Source organism: Actinomadura sp. NBRC 104425 (assembly GCF_030269545.1).
GTDB lineage: Bacteria > Actinomycetota > Actinomycetes > Streptosporangiales > Streptosporangiaceae > Spirillospora > Spirillospora keratinilytica.
This window is the reverse complement of record NZ_BSTN01000002.1, coordinates 91,974-108,391: the sequence shown is the minus strand read 5'-3', so window position 1 is coordinate 108,391 and position 16,418 is coordinate 91,974. Positions and strand designations below refer to the sequence as shown.

The following is a 16,418-nucleotide window of genomic DNA, read 5'->3' as shown; positions in this document are numbered from 1 at the left end:
GTCATTGGTCTAGACCATAGCCGTTCGGCGGGACCGCGTGGGCGCTTCGCCGGATCACCGGCGCGTACGTCCGCCCAGCACCCGCATCCGCCCCAGGAGCTGCACCGCGACGCCTCCGGGGACGCGCCGAACGGCGGCCCGGCGGCGCCTCGGCGCGCGCTGCCCGTCGTAGGCCCACCGGGCCTCGGCGAGGGCCAGGTCGAAGGCGGCCTCCGGGGGCAGTTCGGCGCGGTGCGCGCGGGCGAAGTCCCACGCGTCGCGGACCGATCCCCGGGTGGGACGCCCGGCCGCCCACGCGGCGAACACGCGCGGCCAGTCCGTCCCGTACGAGGCTGCCAGGACCGGCCACGCCCGCGCCACTTCCCCCGCCCGTTTGCGCACAATCGCGTCGGCGGCGGCGCGGACGGCGGCTTCGTCGAAGCCGTCCGGGACGGGCGCGCCGGCGGCCATGGCGCGCACCAGGGCCTCCTGCGCCGCCGCCAGCGCCGGATCGAACTCCCCGGCCCGCTCCGGTGAGTCACCGGCGGGTGCGGCGGCCTCGGGGCGGTCGGCGGGTGCGTCCTGGCGGGTCACGTGACGCGCTCCATTCCGGCGGCGTCGGCGATCGCGTCCAGTTCGGCGCGCAGCTCGGCGGCCGGCGGGTAGCGGCCGTCGCGTTCCAGCAGGATGCCGGGCGGGCGGTGCCGGGCGCACAGCTCGGCCACCAGGTCGAGGACCTCGGCGGGCACCGGCGCGGTGTGGGTGTCGTGGTAGCGACCGCCCTGCTCGGCGCCGCCCGCGACGTGGCAGTACGCGATGCGCTCCAGGGGCAGCCGGTCGAACAGCGCGACCGGGTCCTGCCCGCGGTTGCGGGCGTTGGCGTAGACGTTGGCGACGTCGAGCAGCAGCAGGACGCCGGTGCGCTCCACCAGCTCGGTCAGGAAGGCGCCCTCGTCGTATTCGGCGTCCGGCCAGTCGAACAGGGCGGCGATCGGCTCGACGGCCAGCGGCACGGGCAGCTCGGCGCAGGTGCGGCGGATGTTGGCGGCCAGGGCGTCCAGGGCGGCGCGGGTGCGCGGCACCGGCAGCAGGTGGCCCGCCTCGATGCCGCCCGCGCGCACGAACGCCACGTGCTCGCTGACCAGCGGGGAGCCGAGAGCCTCGGCGCACGCGGCCAGGTGCGCGACGCGTTCGGGCGCGACGGGCTCGGCGCCGCCGAGCGACAGCTTCACCCCGTGCGGGACGACCGCCCCGCCGCGCTCGCGCAGGTCGAGCAGGTCGCGGGGCGGGTGCCCGGGGTGGACGCCCTCGGCGATCACCTCGGTGAACCGCAGCCCGGGCAGGTCGCGGACGAACGCGGTGATCTCGGGCCGCCAGCCGATGCCGACGCCCAGCGCGGTCAGGGTGGTGCTCATCCCCCGCATCCTCCTCCTCCACCTCCGCAGCCGCCGCCACCGCAACCGCCACCGCAACCGCTGCCGCCGCAGCTGCTGCTTCCACAGCCGCTGGTGCTTCCGCTGCAGCCGCTGCCGCCGCCCATGGCGGCGCTCGTGTCGCTCCGGCGGACGATCTCCTCGGCGGTGGCGGCCACCAGGAACCCGGGGGCCATGCCCACCAGCAGCGCCGCGCCGAAGACCGCGACGCCGTAGGCCGCGGCCTTGGGGCCGTAGGTCTTCAGTGCCGGGTCGTGGGACGGGTGCAGGTGCGCGTACTTCTCAGACGCCTCGTGCACCGCGCGCGCCCCGGCCGCCGTCCAGGCCGGCCGGTTGTTGTCGTCGTTCAGCACCACGAACGTGTTGTCGTCGTTCAGCATCGCGAACATGACTAGACCGAGTGCGGCCGTCGCGGCCAGCAGGAACGGGAACAGCTCGTCGTCGTCGTCCAACCCCTGCCGGAGCCCCTGCACGAGCAGCACCGCGCCCAGCGCGCACAGCAGGGCCAGCGGCAGCACCGCCGCCCTGCGCAGCCGCAGCTCGCGGTCCCCGAGCAGCAGGCCGTTCCGGACGAGCCCGTCGGCGAGCGCGTCGACGGCGGCCGACACCCGCGACTTGTACTGCAGGTCCCTCCAGCGCCGCGCGCCGTTCCCAACCCGGACCGACTCGTACACGGCGTCGTCGAGCGGCGTGCCGTCCGTCGGCGGGCCGGCCAACCACAGCCGGCCCAGCCCGTCCACCTCGATCACGCCCTCGGCGTGCAGCCTGGCCAGCGCCGCCGCCACCGCGCGCGAACGGCCCTCGGCCAGGTACGCCAGCTCGTAGGGGTGCAGCTCGCCTTCCGGGGCGCGGCCCCTGGCCAGCCTCCAACGCACGTACACGACGATGATGAACACGACGACCGTGGCGGGCAGGTACATCCACCACAGGGAGACCGGCCCGGAAACGCCCCACGTGTCGCCCGCCGCAGCCAAGGGCACGTCACCCTCCCCTCCCCCGGGGCCGCGCCCCTGGGAACCTGCCTCTATTGATGCGGCGCGGCGCGGATCGGTTTCGGGTCACGGGACACAATTCGCGCGCCGTTTCCGCCGCGGCGGCGTCAGTCGTCCCGGTCCAGCCCCTTCTCGATGGCGTAGCGGACCAGCTCCACGCGGTTGTGCAGCTGCAGCTTGCCGAGGGTGTTCTGGACGTGGTTCTGCACCGTGCGGTGCGACAGGACGAGCCGCTGGGCGATCTGCTTGTACGTCAGCCCCTTGGCGACCAGCCGCAGCACCTCGGTCTCGCGTTCGGTCAGCCGGGGCGCGTCGTCGTCGGCGCGCCGGGCGGCGGACGCCAGGCGGCGGTACTCGCCCAGCACCAGCCCGGCCAGGCCCGGGGTGAACACCGCGTCGCCGGCGCCGGTGCGGCGCACCGCGTCCAGGAACTCCTCGCGCGCGGCAGACTTCAGCAGGTAGCCGGTGGCCCCGGCCTTGACCGCCTCCAGCACGTCCTGCTGCTCGCCGCTGGCCGACAGCACCAGCACCCGGACGGGCGGGTCGGCGGCGGCCAGGTGCCGGGTCACCTCGACGCCGCTGATGTCGGGCAGCTGCAGGTCGACCACCGCCACGTCCGGGCGGGCCGCGGCGGCGACGCGCACCGCGGTGCGGCCCTCCCCCGCCGTGGCGACCACCTCGTGACCGGCCTCGGCGAGGTCGCGGGCGACCGCGTCGCGCCACATCGGGTGGTCGTCGACGACCATCACCCGCAGCGGCCGGGGGGCGCCGTCGCCCTCTTCGGAGGGGACGTCGGAGAAAGCACCGGGGGGAACGGGAGGGGGAACGTCGCTCACGCAGGCCACCCTACGATCGGCGCCGCCGGTCCGGGGCGCGGGGAACGGTCATCTCGATCTCGGTGCCTTCGCCGGGGGCGGTGACGATGGCGACGGTTCCGCCCAGGTCGCGCACGCGTCCGCGGATGGACTGGGCGACGCCGAGGCGGCCGTCGGCGGCGGCCTGCTCCAGCCGCCCCTCGGGGATGCCGGGGCCGTCGTCGCGGACGCTCACGACCACCTCGTCGTCGCCGTCCTCCACCAGGACCCAGGCGCGCACGCCGTCGCCGCCGTGCCGGCGGACGTTGTCCAGGGCCGCCGCGACCGCCGCCTCGATCTCGTGCGCGGCGTGCGCGTCCAGCGGCACGGGCGTGGCGGGGGTGGACACGGTGACCGTGGCCGCCGAGTGCGCGGTCAGCAGCGGGCGCAGGTCCGTCTGCTCGTCCCGCCGCCCGGGCTCTTCGTCCGGGCGGCCGGTCCCGGCCGCGGACGGGGAGGCGCCGATCAGCGCGCGCAGGGCGGCCTCCTGCTCGCCCGCCAGCCGGCCCAGTTCGGCGGCCTCCCCGCCGAGCTCGCCGCCGCGCCGCTTGACCATCGCCAGCACCTGCAGCACCGAGTCGTGGATGCGGCGGGCGAGCCGCTCCCGCTCGCGGGTGGCGGCCTCCAGCTCCACCGCGCGGGCCAGCCGCGCCTCGGCGTCGCGGGCCAGCTTCACCACGTGGCCGACGACCAGCCCGGCCATGAGCAGCAGCACGATGCCGTTGAACGTCCGGTCTTCGAGCCCGCCGGCGGTGCCGGCCAGCACGTGGATCAGCAGGTCGCCGACGCCGAGCACGGCGGCCGCGGTCAGACCGAGGCGCTTGCCGCCCCGCACCGCCCACGACAGCACCGCCGCCGCGACCCACGAGACGGGGAGGGTGGGGCGGCCCGCGGCGATGCCCTCGGGGCTCTCCACCCACGCCGTCGCCAGCAGGCAGCCCATCGCCACCGCCAGGTCGGCGGCCAGCAGCGGACGGCCGCGGCGCCTCGGGTCGGCGAAGGCGAACGTGGCCCACGCCGTCCAGGCGGCCATCACCGCCAGCACCGCCCAGCCGCCCAGCGGACGGGCGTACCCGCCGGAGTTCTTGGCGATCAGCGCGGCGGCGTAGGCCAGCGCCAGCACCCGGTAGACGGCGACCGCGCGCCACAGCGCGACCTCCAGCTCCACGGGGCGCCGGCCCGCCGCCGCGCGCCGCTGCGCACCGCCCGTCACTCGTCGCCGTCGTCGGGACGCGGCGCCTTCCCGGCCAGCTCCGCCTTGACCTCGGCGGCGTACCGGTCGACGTACTCCTGCCCGGACAGCTCCCGGATCGCCTGCATGATCTCGTCGGTGACCTTGCGCAGCACCTTCGGGTCGTCCTCGGCGCCGTAGTAGCGCGACAGGTCCAGCGGCTCGCCGAACCGCACGCCCGGGCGCACGCCCAGCCGCGGGTACGGCTGCCCGGACGGCATCAGCTCGAACGTGTTGATCATCGCCATGGGGATCACCGGGACCCGGGCCTTCAGCGCCAGCCGCGCCACGCCCGTCTTGCCCTTGTAGAGCCGGTTGTCGGGGGCCCGGGTGCCCTCGGGGTAGATGCCGAGCAGCTTGCCCTCGCGCAGGATGCGCAGCCCCGTCTGCAGCGCCTCCTCGGCGGCGCTGCCGCCGGAGCGGTCCACCGGCACCACGCCGACGCCGGTGAAGAAGCCCTTGCTTATCAGTCCCTTGAGGCCCTTGCCGGTGAAGTACTCGCGCTTGCCGAGGAAGTAGATGGGGCGCATCAGCGGCAGCGGGCCGAAGAAGTGGTCGGCGAACGACAGGTGGTTGGACACCAGCAGTGCGGGGCCGCGTTTGGGGACGTTGTGCATGCCCGAGTTCCTCGGCCGCCACACCAGGTACAGGATGGGCGAGAGCGTGATCCGCAGCAGGATCCAGAACCAGAGCATGCCGCAACCTTCCTCAAGGACGGGTGCGCCGGCCGCACGGCGCACCGATCCGACCGACCGGGGATGATGCGACATCTTCCCATTCCGCGCAACAGGGTCCCGCATCGTCGCCGCCGCCCGGCGTCCGCGGTGCGGCGCGCGGGCTCGGCCGAGGAAATCCCGCCCGGGGGCTTGTCCGGCGCGGCGCAGCGAATACCGTGGGACACACGTTTCAAGGCGTCCGGACGTGCCGCCACCCCCTGCGGGCGGTGCCGCCGGACACTCGTCACTGGGGGAGCGGAGGCCGTATGCCGGTGCCGTCGGTCACGCCGGAGTCCAAGGAGCCTGCCCCGTGAATCGCCGTGGCAACGGACTGTCAGCGGACGCCTACGCCCCGCTCGTCGATCTGGCCCCGCATCTGGCCGACGCGATGCTGACGGCGCTGCGGGAGGCGGGCGTGGCGGCGTACGCGGCGTCGGCGGCCCCGGCGGGCGAGCCCGCGGCCGGGCCCGCCGATCCGGGTGGCCGGGACGTGCTCGACCGGCTGTACGTGGACGTCGCCATGAAGCCGACCGCCGAGAGCGTGCTGCAGGCGCACCTGACCCGGCTGCGGGACGCGGGCGCCCGCGGCGACGGCGACGGCCGCGAAGCCGACGAGCCGTCCTCCGAGCCGTCTCCCGGCGCGGCCCCGGGCGCCGCCGGCGCGGGCGGGACGGGCGGCGGCACGCCGACCGCCACCGATGACGCCCGCCCGGGCGCGACCGCCGAACGCGACGAGGACGCCATCTGGGCCGAGATCGTCGCGGGCTTCGACACCGGTCCCGAGGACGGCTCCACCCCCTGGCCCGAGCAGGAGGACATCCGCGACGAGCGCCCCGGCCCGCCCACCGGGCCGGGCGAGGGCGAGGACCGCACCGGGCGGCTGCCGCTCGCCCGGGTGATCAAGCCCGCGGACGCGGCCGGACCGGCGTCCGGCGGGCCCGCCGCCCCGGGCCCCGACGCCGCCGGCCCCGACGCCGCGGACCCCGACGCCGCGGACCCCGACGCCGCGGACCCCGACGCCGCGGACCCCGACGATGAGGGGCACTTCGTCCCGCCGCCCCCGCCACCGCTGCCCAACCCCGACCCGCTCACCAAGGGCGCCTGGGCGGCGCTGGTCGGCGGCCCGCTCTACCTGCTGGTCACGGTGGTGATGGACTGGCAGGTGCCGGGCTGGGCGGCGTTCCTGGCGGTGGCGGCGTTCATCGGCGGGTTCGTGACCCTGGTGCTGCGCATGGGCGACGAGCCCCGCGACCCCGACGACGGCGCCGTCGTCTGACCGGCCCCGCGGCCGACGGCGCTGCGGGGCCGCCGCGGGGGTCAGACGAGGCGGATCTCGGCCAGGACGGGGCGGTGGTCGGTGGCGGCGGCGTAGTCGGCCATGACCGCCGGGTCGTCCGGGACGCCGCACGCCACGATCTCCACGCCCGGGTCGGCGAACACGCCGTCGATGCGCCTGCGGGGCGAGCGCGCCGAGAAGGTCGGCCCCTCCCCCTTGGGCGCGGTGGCGTAGGCGTCCTGGAACACGCCGGTGAGCAGGTCCCAGGACGCGCCGCCCGGCTCCTCGTTGATGTCCCCGGCCAGCACCACGGGCGCGGCGTAGCGCCGGCGGGCGCGGTCCAGCAGCTCCAGCACCTCGGCCGTGTGCGTCCGCCGCGGCTCGTCCTTCAGGTCCAGATGCGTGCCGGCGGCGATGAGGCGCCGACCGGAGCCGACCTCCAGCACCGCGACCGCCAGCCCGCGCCGGTGCAGGCCCGGCACGGGCGACAGCAGGTGGTGCTCGCCGCGCACGACCCGGACGCGGGGCCCGGCCAGCACCGCCAGGCCGGCGGGGCGCCGCCCCGCCGCGACGGTCAGCCCGCAGCCGCGGGCCAGCCGCCGCCGCTTGCCGCGCCACCCCAGGAACCGCGGCACCTCCTGCAGGCACGCCGCGTCCGGCTCCAGGGCGCGCACGACCCGCGTCACGGCGGCGGGGTCGTCCCGCAGCGAACGGATGTTGTAGCTGAGGATCCGGACCGTTCCCACGCTCACAGCGGGTCGGTGCGGGCGAGGTCGGCGGCGCCGACGATGCCGGCGGCCGACCCCAGCTCGGCGATGCGGATTTCGGGGAGCGGGCGGTGGCCGCGGCCGGTCAGCGCGTTCTGGAACGCCTCCCGGGTCGGGTCGAGCAGCAGGTCGCCCGCGTCGGACAGGCCGCCGCCGATGATGAACGCGCCCGGGTCGAGGATGGCCGACAGGTCGGCCAGGCCCTGCCCGGCCCACCGGGCGACGGTGCGGAAGCACTCCAGCGCCGCCTTGTCGCCCTCCCGCGCCGCCTGGGTGATCTCGGGGCCGCTGATGCCCTCCGGGGTGCCCCCGCCGAGCTCCAGCAGCCGCCCGGCCATCGCCGGGGCGACCCGGGCCAGTTCGCGGGCCTCGTGCACCAGCGCGTTGCCGCTGGCGTACTGCTCCCAGCAGCCGCGGTTGCCGCAGCCGCAGCGGCGCCCGTCCGGCACCACCCGGAAGTGCCCCACCTCGGCGCCGATGCCGAAGCGGCCCCGGTACAGCTCGCCGTTGAAGATGATGCCGCCGCCGATGCCGGTGCCCAGCGTGACCAGGACGATGAAGTCGTGCCCGCGCCCGGCGCCGTACCGGGCCTCGCCCCAGGCGGTGGCGTTGCCGTCGTTCTCCACCACCACCGGCAGCCCGACCAGGTTCTCGACCTTCTCCTTGATGGGCTCGTCGCGCCAGGCCAGGTTCGGCGCGAACAGCACGGTCGAGCGGGTCTGGTCGACGAAGCCCGCCGTGCCGAGGCCGACCGCCCGCACTCCCTCGAACTTGCCCTTCAGCAGGTCGACGACCTCGGCGATGACGTCGGCGATCTCCTGGGGGTCGGTGGAGGGGGTGGGCCTGCGCACCTGCTCCAGGATGCGCCCCCCGTCGTCGACCACCCCGGCGGCGACCTTCGTTCCGCCCACATCCACGCCGATGGTCAGGGCCATCTACCCTTCCTCCTCCTCGCGACGCCCCGGACGGGGAGCCCGTCCGCGCCCTAGCCGATGTCGATGGGGTCCGCGGCGGCGCCGCGCCCCGACCCGCGGGCGTCCGGGCCGGTCCGCCCGCCGCGGGTGCGTTCGAACGCCGCCAGCACGTCCAGCGCCGCGGCCATCAGGGAGCGGCCCGCCTCCCGCACGTGCTCGGCCACGTCCGGGCCGGATTCGCGGGCCACCGCGATGGCGCGGCAGACCGGGCAATCCTGACATTCCGGAGCGCCGGTGGCGATTCGCGGGGTGCGGTGCGGCGCGTGCGGCGCCTGCGCCCGCTCCTCCTCGCGCGCCTCGGCGGTGACGCGGGCCCACACGTCGCCGCCGTCGCCGCCGTTGCCGTCGCCGCCGTCGCCGCGGCCGTCGCGGGGCGCGCCGCCGAGGACGTCACCGAGCCCGCCGACCCGCCTGAGCAGCGCGTCGAGGAGCCGCACCGCCTCGTCGAGGACGTCGCCTGGCTGCTCGTTCATGCCTGCCATTGTCCACCTGCCGCCGTTGGAAGGGCATCGCCGTCCCGCCCGGGACGGCGCCCCGGCCCCGGGTCAGCCCTCCACGTGCCGCTTGAGGCCCTTGAGCGCCGAGTCGATGATCCGCTTCTCGGCCTTGCGCCGCACCATGCCGATCATCGGCACCCGCACGTCGACGGCCAGCTCGTAGGTGACCTCGGTGCCGCCGTCGGTCTCGGCGAGCAGGTAGGAGCCGTGCAGCCCGGTGACCACGCCGCCCTGCTCCACCAGCTCCCAGCGCACCCGCTCGTCGCCCTCCCAGCGGTAGGACAGGCCGACGGTGTCGCTGAACGGGCCGCCGTCGAAGGTCAGCCGGGCCAGGCTCGCCCGCCCGTCCGGCCCGGTCTCCTGCACCGCGACCTCGCGGATGCCGCTCGCCCAGCGCGGATAGGCCTCCAGATCGGCGATCACCGCCATGACCTCGGCCCGGTCCGCCTTGATCGTGATGGAAGAACTCGTCCGGTCCACCATCGCCGCCTTCCTCCGCCTCGTCAGCCGCGGGGCCCCCGCCCGCGGGTCCACCGAAAGTATCCGTCACACCGACAGCGCGTAGGGCACCCCGCTGGCCCGGAAGTGACCGACGTTGACGCACTCGGTGCGGCCGATGCGGACGCGCCGCGCGAGCGGCTGGTGGACGTGCCCGAACAGAACGTAGCGCGGCTGGGTGTCTTTGATCAGTTCGAGGACGGCCTCGCTGCCGCGTTCGAACCGGCGGGCCACCGTGTCGTACAGCAGCTCGGGCACCGCGGGCGGGATGTGGCAGCACAGCACGTCCACCTCCCCCACCGCGGCGACCTTGGCGGCGTAGGCGTCGTCGTCGAGCTCGTAGGGGGTGCGGTACTCGGTGCGCAGCCCGCCCCCGACGAAGCCGAACCGCAGCCCGCCGATCTCGACGGCCTCCCCGTCCAGCACCCGGTGCCCGTCGCGCGCGTACTCGGCCCACATGTGCGGCAGGTCGACGTTGCCGTAGGTGAGGTAGGCCGGTGTCGGCATGGCGTCGAACAGCTCGGCGTACTGCTTGCGGACGGCGCGTTCGATGTGCGGCCAGGCGCCGCCGTCCAGGGAGTCCCACAGCGCCCGGGAGAACTCGCGCGCCTCGTCGAAGCGCTTCTGCGTGCGCAGCGCGATGAGGTGGTCGGCGTTGCGCCGGCCGAACAGCTCCGCGAAGATGCCCTGCGCGTGGTCGGAGTAGTCGATGAACAGGATCAGGTCGCCGAGGCAGATGAGCGCGTCCGCGCCATCGCCTGCGCGCCGGAGGGCGTCCGCGCGGCCGTGAACGTCGCTCACCACGTGGATGCGCATGAGCAGACTTTAGAACCGCCGCCGCCCGCGCGCGAGACTTGATCAGGCCTCCGGATCCGCGCTCGCGCGGTGATCATGCCTGCGCCGGGTCACGCGTCCCGGGGGCGCGCCGCCGACACCAGGGCGCGCCAGTCGGCGACCAGGCCCGGATCGACGGGGCGGTGCCAGGACCCGTCGGGCCGCACCGCGGTGCCCACGTGGAAGGCGGTCACGCCCGCGGCGGCCAGCGGGGCGACGTGCCGGCGGCGCAGCCCGCCGCCCGCCATGATCAGTGCCGCGGCGTCCGGGCCCTCGGCGGCGCGCCGCACCAGCAGGTCCAGCCCGGCGTCCACGCCGCGCGGCGAGCCCGCGGTCAGCACCGTGTCCGGCCCGCCGTGCGCCTGCCGCAGCGTCCGCCAGGCCGCGGCCGGGTCGGCGGCGTGGTCGATGGCGCGGTGGAAGGTCCAGGGCAGCGGGCCCGCGGCCGTCGCCAGCTTGCCGGTCGAGCCCAGGTCCAGGTGGCCGAACGGGTCGAGGAACCCCAGCACGAAGCCGTCGGCGCCGCAGTCGCGCAGCCGCCGCGCGGTCTCCAGCAGCCGCGACAGCTCGCGTCCGGTGGTGCCGAACCCCGCGTTGGCGCGCAGCATGACCCGTATCGGCAGCGTCGTGGCGCGCCGCGCCTCGGCCACGACGTGCGGATCGGGCGTCAGGCCGTCGGCGGCCATGTCGGCGACCAGTTCGACGCGGTCGGCGCCGCCCTCCTGCGCGGCGCGCGCGTCGGCCGCGGTCAGTGCGATCACTTCGAGCAGCGCCATCGCCCGGCCCCCGTCCCGGCTCGCGTGCGGTCGCGTTCCACCTGGTCAGCGTAGGCGAGCGGGGATGCGTCCGAACGGCGTCCGGGCGGGGCTTTGCCGGTCTGTTACCCGCGGCGGCGCGGGGCCCGGCGCCGCTTTCCCCGCGCCGCGACCGAGGGATGGCGCGCGCCTCGACGGCCGTTTTCCTACTCGCGGGTATCCTTTCGGGCAGTTGAACCTGTACCGTCGTGCCCGCCTATCCGCTCAAGTCCGACCAGCGAACACCCGTCGATCCGAACGGATCGACCCGCACCAACGCACCGCACAGTTCGACCGAGGAGTGGCCGTGCGCGAGTTCAGCGTCCCCGCGATGGTGGAGGTCCCCGAATCCACCAACCTGACCGACGCGCCGTTCTCCCGGGCCGCCGAACGGCCCGGCCAGATCGTGCTCCGGCGCAAGGACGGCGCGTCCTGGCGCCCGGTCACCGCCCGGGAGTTCGCCGCCGAGGTGACCCGGCTCGCCAAGGGCCTGGTGGCGGCCGGCGTGCAGCCCGGCGACCGGGTGGCCCTGATGTCGCGCACCCGCTACGAGTGGACGCTGATCGACTACGCCGTCTGGGCGGCGGGCGCGGTGACCGTCCCGATCTACGAGACGTCCTCGGCCGAGCAGGTCGAGTGGATCGCCGGCGACTCGGGGGCCGTCTGCGCCTTCGTCGAGACCGACGCCCACCGCGCGACGCTCGAGCAGGTCCGGGACCGGCTCCCGGGCCTGTCGCACGTCTGGGTGATCGACGACGGCGGCCTCGACGCCGCGGCGAAGCCGGGCGAGGACCTCGACGACGCGGTGGTCGAGGAGCGCCGCCGGTCCCGCACGGCCGGCGACCTGGCCACCCTCGTCTACACCTCCGGCACCACCGGCCGGCCCAAGGGCTGCGAGCTGACCCACGGGAACCTGGTGCTGACCGCGCGCAACGGCGTGCAGGGCGCGATCTCCGAGATCACCGTGGCGGGCAGCTCCACGCTGCTGTTCCTGCCGCTGGCGCACGTGTTCGCCCGGCTGATCCAGGTCGCCACCATCGAGGGCGGCATCGTCCTCGGGCACAGCGACATCGCCGGCCTGCTGCCCGACCTGGCCTCGTTCAGGCCGACGTTCCTGCTGGCGGTGCCGCGCGTGTTCGAGAAGGTCTACAACGGCGCCGAGCAGAAGGCCATCGCCGAGGGCAAGGGGAAGATCTTCAAGGCGGCCGCCGACACAGCCATCGCCTACAGCAAGGCGCTGCAGGACGGCTCGCCCGGGCTGGGCCTGCGGCTGCGGCACAAGGTGTTCGACGCGCTGGTGTACAAGAAGCTGCGGGCCGCCGTCGGGGGCCGGGTGCAGTACGCCGTGTCCGGCGGCGCCGCGCTCGGCGAACGGCTCGGCCACTTCTTCCGCGGGGTGGGCATCACCATCCTGGAGGGCTACGGGCTGACCGAGACCACCGCGCCCGCGACGGTCAACCGGCCCACCGCGCTGCGCATCGGCACGGTCGGGCAGCCCCTGCCCGGCGTCGCGGTCCGCATCGCCGAGGACGGCGAGGTGCTGATCAAGGGCGTCAACGTGCTGCACGGCTACTGGAACAACGAGGCCGCCACCAAGGAGGCCCTGGAGGACGGCTGGTTCCACACCGGCGACCTGGGCGCGCTCGACGACGACGGCTTCCTGCGCATCACCGGCCGCAAGAAGGAGATCCTGGTGACCGCGGCGGGCAAGAACGTGGCGCCCGCCCCGCTGGAGGACCGGCTGCGCGCGCATCCGCTGGTCAGCCAGTGCCTGGTGGTCGGCGACGGCCGCAAGTTCATCAGCGCGCTGATCACGCTGGACGAGGAGGCGCTCGGCCCCTGGAAGGAGCGGCACGGCAAGCCTGCGGGCATGACGCTGGACGAGCTGCGCCGCGACCCCGACGTGATCGCCGAGATCGACGCGGCGGTCGCCGAGGCCAACAAGGCCGTCTCCCGGGCCGAGGCGATCAAGAAGTACCGCATCCTCGGCGTCGACTTCACCGAGGAGGCCGGGCACATGACGCCCAGCCTCAAGGTCCGCCGCCACGCGGTGATGAAGGACTTCGCCGCGGAGATCGACGCCCTCTACACCGACTGAGCACACCGGCTGAGCGCGCCGACTGAGCGGGCGCGATCGGTCGGCCGGGGCCCGGTCAGTCGGTGCCGCGGCCGAGATAGGTGAGCGGCCCCGGGTCGGCGACCGGGATCTCGTGGAACCCCAGCCGGTCGTAGAAGGCGCGCGCCGCGGTGTTGGCCGTGACCATGCCCAGGTGGACGGCCGGGACGCCCCTGCGCCGCAGCGCGTCCAGGAAGGCGCGCATCAGGGCGCGGCCGTGCCCCCGCCGCTGGTGCCCGGGCAGCAGGTCGATGTGCAGGTGGGCCGGATAATCCTCCAGCCCGGGCACCAGCATGCGCTCGGGGTCGTGCATCAGCGCGATCATTTCGTCGCCGGGCGTCGCCGGCGGCCCGTCGGGGGCGGGGTAGCGGCCCCGCACCATCGGCAGCCACGAGGCCCGGTACGCCTTGACGAACGCGGCGGTGTCGGCGGTGCCGAGGATGTAGCCGACCGCGCGTTCGCCGTCGTCCAGCACGAAGGCCAGGTCGGGTTCGAGGTGCAGGTAGGGCCCGGCGAAGATGCTCGGCATCAGCTCCAGGTCGGGGTAGATGTGCCGCGAGTCCCCTCCCAGGTGGGCGGTGCGCACGCAGACGTCGTAGACGGCGTCGCGGTCGCCGGGGCGGTAGGGGCGGATGACGGGTGCAGCGCTCACCGGCCCATCATGAAGCGCTTGGGAGCGCTCCCACAACCCTTTTACAGGGCGGCGACGGCTTCGGCGATGGGGACGTCGCCGCCCACCAGCTCCAGGGTGCGGCGGCTGACGGACGGGGCGTCCAGCAGCGCCACGATCACGGCGGCGACGTCGTCGCGGGTGACGTCGCTGCGGCCGACCGGCGGCTCGGCCAGGGTGACGCGGCCGGTGCCGGGGTCGTCGGTGAGCCGCCCCGGGCGCAGGATCACCCAGTCCAGGTCGCGGGCGCGCAGGTCGTCCTCGGCCTCCCCCTTGGCCTTGACATAGGCGGCCCAGACCTCGTCGGTGCCCGGACGCGGCGGCTGCCCCGCCCCCATCGAGGAGATCTGGACGAACCGGCGGATCCCCGTGCGCTCGGCCGCGTCGGCCATCAGCACCGAGGCGGCCCGGTCGACGGTGTCCTTGCGGGCGGCGCCGCTGCCCGGCCCGGCCCCGGCGGCGAACACGACCGCGTCGGCGCCGTCGGCGCGCCGGGCGACCTCCGCCACGCCCGCGTGCTCCAGGTCGCACACGACGGGTTCGGCGCCCGCGGCCCGCACGTCGCCGGCGTGGTCGGGATTGCGGATCAGGGACCGCACCCGGTCCCCGCGTGCGGCCAGCAGCCGCGCCAGCCGCAGTGCGATCTTCCCGTGGCCTCCCGCGATCACAACGTCCATGCCGCCGATCCTAGGCGGCCGGGCCCGCCGCGCCCCCCGGCGCCCCGGGCCCCTACGGCGCGGGCACGGCCGGTGGGGGCGCGCCGGAAGTCGTCTGCCTTTCCCCACCGGCCGTGCGTCCGAGGGCGGACGCCCGCTAGGTGCAGTTGCGTCCGCTGTTGATGCAGTTGACGACGGTCCGCATCAGGCTGTCGGGCATGACGTTGGCGAAGTCGGCGTGGTCGGTCACCGGGTCGTGGGCCTGTTCGGGGAACGAGTCCACGGCGAACGCCTCCGCCCGGTTGGGCAGGTTGTAGCGGAGCGTCATGCGCAGCTGCGGGATGGCCCGGGTGCCGGCCGGGCAGGCGCCGTTCTGGTCGGGGAACACCACGTGCGTGCGGTGGTTGGCGCTGTCGGTGTTCTGGCCGTCCCAGCAGCTGGGGAACTCCAGAATGCGGGTCACCTGGCTGTTGCCGGGGCACAGCGGGTACTTGTCGGTGAACGCGCGGTTCTCCTGGCCGGAGCAGGTCCACAGGGCGCGGGCGTTGGCGGTGCCGTTGGTGCCCGCCTTGGCGTCACCGGTGATGATCCGCAGGAAGCGCGGCATGGCGACGACCTTGCTGCGCGCGTTGCCGCGGAACTCCATCCGCGCCTGCGTCGGCAGGACGATCTTGCCCAGGTTGCCGTCGGCGGTGCTCTGCGCCGCGGTCGGCGAGTCGTCCTGCTGGGCGCGGTCGCGCATCACGGGCCAGAAGTAGGCGGACTGGTCGCCCCGGGCGCACGTGGTGCCCGCCGCGGCCAGGCTCTCGTCGGTCGACTGCCCGTCGGTCGACAGGTTGCCCACGTAGTCGTGGGTGTGCTGGGCGCCGTTCTGCACACCGGGCGCCACGATGAAGTTGTCGGGGTTGTGGTGGTTGTTCTGGTTGGTTCCGCAGCGCGACACGAACGTCCCGCGCGAGCCGTTGCGTCCGATGCGCGGCTGGTTGCGCCGCGGGGCCTGCGCGATCGGGGCGAAGTCGTCGGCGTCCGGGCCCGGGACGACGCCCTGCTGCTGCCCTTGGTTCTGGCCCTGCCCTTGGTTCTGATCCTGGTCCTGGTCCTGGTTCTGGCCCTGGTTCTGATCCTGGTTCTGGTTCTGGTTTTGGTTCTGGTCCTGCCCCTGGTCTTGGCCTTGGTTCTCGCCTCCCTGGTTCTGGCCGTTCTGGTTCTGGCTGTTCTGGTCCTGGCCGTTCTGCTGCCGGCCGTCCTGGCCGCCGCGTCCGGCGTCGCCGTTCCCCTGGCCGTTTCTGGGGCCGCCGGCCGCGGCCGCGGCGAGCGGTTCGGCGGGCGCCGCCCAGGCCGCGGGCTGGGCGACCGAGGCGGCCACCAGCAGGGCGGCCGGTACGGCCACGGCGATGCCTTTCTTCTTGCGCATTGAGATCTCCCTTGGAAGCGGGGTCGGGGACCTACTTGGAAACGAGGGACTCCTGTGTGGCCAGACCCGTGCTCTCCAGCAAGGTCATATGGGTGTTGACATAGCGCAGCGCGCGTTCGGCGAAGGCGCGCATTTCGGTGTTGCGGCTCTCGGAACGGACCTGAGCGATCACCGGGAAGACCTTTCCGTGCGCGGTGCGCAGCCGCAGCACGAACGTCCGGTCGAAATCGGCGCCGGTCGCCCTGGACATCTCCCGCAGCCAGCCCTGCTGGTCGGAGCTGGGCTGGCTGGGCAGCATCACGCCCAGCCGCTGGGCGGTGGTGCGGGTGTCGGCGTCCAGTTGCGCGTGCTGCTCGGCGATCATCTGGCCGACCTCCTTGACCCGCGCGCTGCCCGCCCGCTGCTGGGCCATCTGGCCCGCGGGACCCTCCCACAGCCCGGCCAGGCGGACCTTGACCAGCAGGTCGCGGTCGCGCGGGCTCAGCGGCCCCCAGCGGGTGTCGGTCGTGCTCCCGGTGAGCGCGGACGCCCCGCTGGCCGCCGACCCGCCCGGCGGGCTGAGCACGACGAACAGCGCCGCCCCCACCGCGACGACCGCGACCGCGACCAGGAGAATCTGGCTGCGCCCGAAACGCCGCAGCGCACGTATCTCCGCCGCTCCATAAGTTTTCCCCACGCGATATCATGCCCCTTTCTTCGATCGCGTCGGCCGATCCG

Annotated in this window: 18 protein-coding genes; 2 read left to right on the top strand and 16 right to left on the bottom strand. The window is 74.8% G+C overall.

The genetic code is table 11. The annotated features are described in order from the left end of the window. Positions 1 to 54: 54 nt before the first annotated feature. The 6 genes from QSK22_RS03610 to QSK22_RS03585 form a co-directional block, all read right to left on the bottom strand. Positions 55 to 573: an SCO6045 C-terminal-like domain-containing protein gene (locus tag QSK22_RS03610; protein WP_285492488.1), complete on the bottom strand. Its 519-nt coding sequence runs from the start codon at positions 571 to 573 to the stop codon at positions 55 to 57. Then, complete coding sequence (locus tag QSK22_RS03605; protein ID WP_285492487.1) at positions 570 to 1,394, bottom strand: MbnB/TglH/ChrH family RiPP precursor modification enzyme; 825 nt, start codon at positions 1,392 to 1,394, stop codon at positions 570 to 572. The genes QSK22_RS03610 and QSK22_RS03605 overlap by 4 nt, the downstream gene beginning before the upstream one ends. After that, positions 1,391 to 2,392 carry a TIGR04222 domain-containing membrane protein gene (locus tag QSK22_RS03600; protein ID WP_285492486.1) on the bottom strand — a complete coding sequence of 334 codons (1,002 nt, stop codon included), beginning with the start codon at positions 2,390 to 2,392 and terminating at the stop codon, positions 1,391 to 1,393. The genes QSK22_RS03605 and QSK22_RS03600 overlap by 4 nt, the downstream gene beginning before the upstream one ends. A 119-nt stretch (positions 2,393 to 2,511) precedes the next feature. Then, complete coding sequence (locus QSK22_RS03595) at positions 2,512 to 3,150, bottom strand: response regulator (RefSeq protein WP_285492903.1); 639 nt, start codon at positions 3,148 to 3,150, stop codon at positions 2,512 to 2,514. Between the two features lie 100 nt (positions 3,151 to 3,250). Further along, positions 3,251 to 4,471 (bottom strand): MacS family sensor histidine kinase, encoded by a 1,221-nt coding sequence (gene macS / locus QSK22_RS03590; RefSeq protein ID WP_285492485.1) that lies wholly within the window; start codon positions 4,469 to 4,471, stop codon positions 3,251 to 3,253. Then, positions 4,468 to 5,184 carry a lysophospholipid acyltransferase family protein gene (locus QSK22_RS03585; protein WP_285492484.1) on the bottom strand — a complete coding sequence of 239 codons (717 nt, stop codon included), beginning with the start codon at positions 5,182 to 5,184 and terminating at the stop codon, positions 4,468 to 4,470. Before QSK22_RS03585 ends, macS begins: the two co-directional genes overlap by 4 nt. A gap of 331 nt (positions 5,185 to 5,515) precedes the next feature. Here QSK22_RS03585 and QSK22_RS03580 point away from each other — a divergent pair, with 331 nt between their 5' ends. Continuing rightward, positions 5,516 to 6,481: a hypothetical protein gene (locus QSK22_RS03580; protein WP_285492483.1), complete on the top strand. Its 966-nt coding sequence runs from the start codon at positions 5,516 to 5,518 to the stop codon at positions 6,479 to 6,481. 41 nt (positions 6,482 to 6,522) lie between these two features. Here QSK22_RS03580 and QSK22_RS03575 read toward each other — a convergent pair whose 3' ends face one another. The 6 genes from QSK22_RS03575 to QSK22_RS03550 form a co-directional block, all read right to left on the bottom strand. Beyond that, positions 6,523 to 7,233 carry an endonuclease/exonuclease/phosphatase family protein gene (locus QSK22_RS03575; RefSeq protein WP_352231405.1) on the bottom strand — a complete coding sequence of 237 codons (711 nt, stop codon included), beginning with the start codon at positions 7,231 to 7,233 and terminating at the stop codon, positions 6,523 to 6,525. Next, positions 7,230 to 8,183: an ROK family glucokinase gene (locus tag QSK22_RS03570; protein WP_285492482.1), complete on the bottom strand. Its 954-nt coding sequence runs from the start codon at positions 8,181 to 8,183 to the stop codon at positions 7,230 to 7,232. Before QSK22_RS03570 ends, QSK22_RS03575 begins: the two co-directional genes overlap by 4 nt. A gap of 50 nt (positions 8,184 to 8,233) precedes the next feature. Next, the gene (locus QSK22_RS03565; RefSeq protein WP_285492481.1) at positions 8,234 to 8,695 is read right to left on the bottom strand and encodes a hypothetical protein; all 462 of its coding nucleotides are present in this window, start codon (positions 8,693 to 8,695) and stop codon (positions 8,234 to 8,236) included. 72 nt (positions 8,696 to 8,767) lie between these two features. Then, entirely contained in the window at positions 8,768 to 9,202 is a 435-nt protein-coding gene (locus QSK22_RS03560) for an SRPBCC family protein (protein ID WP_285492480.1), read from the bottom strand. Between the two features lie 63 nt (positions 9,203 to 9,265). Further along, positions 9,266 to 10,033, bottom strand: a complete 768-nt coding sequence (locus tag QSK22_RS03555; RefSeq protein ID WP_285492479.1) for a metallophosphoesterase family protein — start codon at positions 10,031 to 10,033, stop codon at positions 9,266 to 9,268. A gap of 89 nt (positions 10,034 to 10,122) precedes the next feature. Beyond that, on the bottom strand, positions 10,123 to 10,827 hold the full coding sequence (locus QSK22_RS03550; RefSeq protein WP_285492478.1) for a copper homeostasis protein CutC: 705 nt from the start codon (positions 10,825 to 10,827) through the stop codon (positions 10,123 to 10,125). Positions 10,828 to 11,152: 325 nt separating this feature from the next. Between QSK22_RS03550 and QSK22_RS03545 the strand changes: the two genes are divergently transcribed. Then, positions 11,153 to 12,943, top strand: coding sequence for an AMP-dependent synthetase/ligase (locus QSK22_RS03545; protein WP_285492477.1), 1,791 nt, complete (start codon positions 11,153 to 11,155; stop codon positions 12,941 to 12,943). 55 nt (positions 12,944 to 12,998) lie between these two features. On the opposite strand, the gene QSK22_RS03540 is transcribed toward QSK22_RS03545, so the two are convergent. The 4 genes from QSK22_RS03540 to QSK22_RS03525 all read right to left on the bottom strand — a co-directional run bounded on the left by QSK22_RS03540 (position 12,999) and on the right by QSK22_RS03525 (position 16,377). Continuing rightward, positions 12,999 to 13,613, bottom strand: a complete 615-nt coding sequence (locus QSK22_RS03540; RefSeq protein WP_285492476.1) for a GNAT family N-acetyltransferase — start codon at positions 13,611 to 13,613, stop codon at positions 12,999 to 13,001. Between the two features lie 41 nt (positions 13,614 to 13,654). Continuing rightward, the gene (locus tag QSK22_RS03535; RefSeq protein ID WP_285492475.1) at positions 13,655 to 14,308 is read right to left on the bottom strand and encodes an SDR family oxidoreductase; all 654 of its coding nucleotides are present in this window, start codon (positions 14,306 to 14,308) and stop codon (positions 13,655 to 13,657) included. A gap of 136 nt (positions 14,309 to 14,444) precedes the next feature. After that, complete coding sequence (locus QSK22_RS03530; protein WP_285492474.1) at positions 14,445 to 15,701, bottom strand: DUF1996 domain-containing protein; 1,257 nt, start codon at positions 15,699 to 15,701, stop codon at positions 14,445 to 14,447. 31 nt (positions 15,702 to 15,732) lie between these two features. Continuing rightward, a complete protein-coding gene (locus QSK22_RS03525) occupies positions 15,733 to 16,377 on the bottom strand; it encodes a DUF4142 domain-containing protein (RefSeq protein ID WP_285492473.1) in 645 nt (214 codons plus the stop codon). Between the last annotated feature and the right edge of the window lie 41 nt (positions 16,378 to 16,418).

Excerpts from the sequence above, each read along its gene's own strand:
- QSK22_RS03535 (WP_285492475.1), bottom strand. The coding sequence starts at position 14,308 with ATGGACGTTGTGATCGCGGGAGGCCACGGGAAGATCGCACTGCGGCTG.
- QSK22_RS03585 (WP_285492484.1), bottom strand. The coding sequence starts at position 5,184 with ATGCTCTGGTTCTGGATCCTGCTGCGGATCACGCTCTCGCCCATCCTG.
- QSK22_RS03595 (WP_285492903.1), bottom strand. The coding sequence starts at position 3,150 with ATGGTCGTCGACGACCACCCGATGTGGCGCGACGCGGTCGCCCGCGAC.
- QSK22_RS03565 (WP_285492481.1), bottom strand. The coding sequence starts at position 8,695 with ATGAACGAGCAGCCAGGCGACGTCCTCGACGAGGCGGTGCGGCTCCTC.
- QSK22_RS03555 (WP_285492479.1), bottom strand. The coding sequence starts at position 10,033 with ATGCGCATCCACGTGGTGAGCGACGTTCACGGCCGCGCGGACGCCCTC.
- QSK22_RS03605 (WP_285492487.1), bottom strand. The coding sequence starts at position 1,394 with ATGAGCACCACCCTGACCGCGCTGGGCGTCGGCATCGGCTGGCGGCCC.
- QSK22_RS03530 (WP_285492474.1), bottom strand. The coding sequence starts at position 15,701 with ATGCGCAAGAAGAAAGGCATCGCCGTGGCCGTACCGGCCGCCCTGCTG.
- QSK22_RS03560 (WP_285492480.1), bottom strand. The coding sequence starts at position 9,202 with ATGGTGGACCGGACGAGTTCTTCCATCACGATCAAGGCGGACCGGGCC.
- QSK22_RS03550 (WP_285492478.1), bottom strand. The coding sequence starts at position 10,827 with ATGGCGCTGCTCGAAGTGATCGCACTGACCGCGGCCGACGCGCGCGCC.
- QSK22_RS03570 (WP_285492482.1), bottom strand. The coding sequence starts at position 8,183 with ATGGCCCTGACCATCGGCGTGGATGTGGGCGGAACGAAGGTCGCCGCC.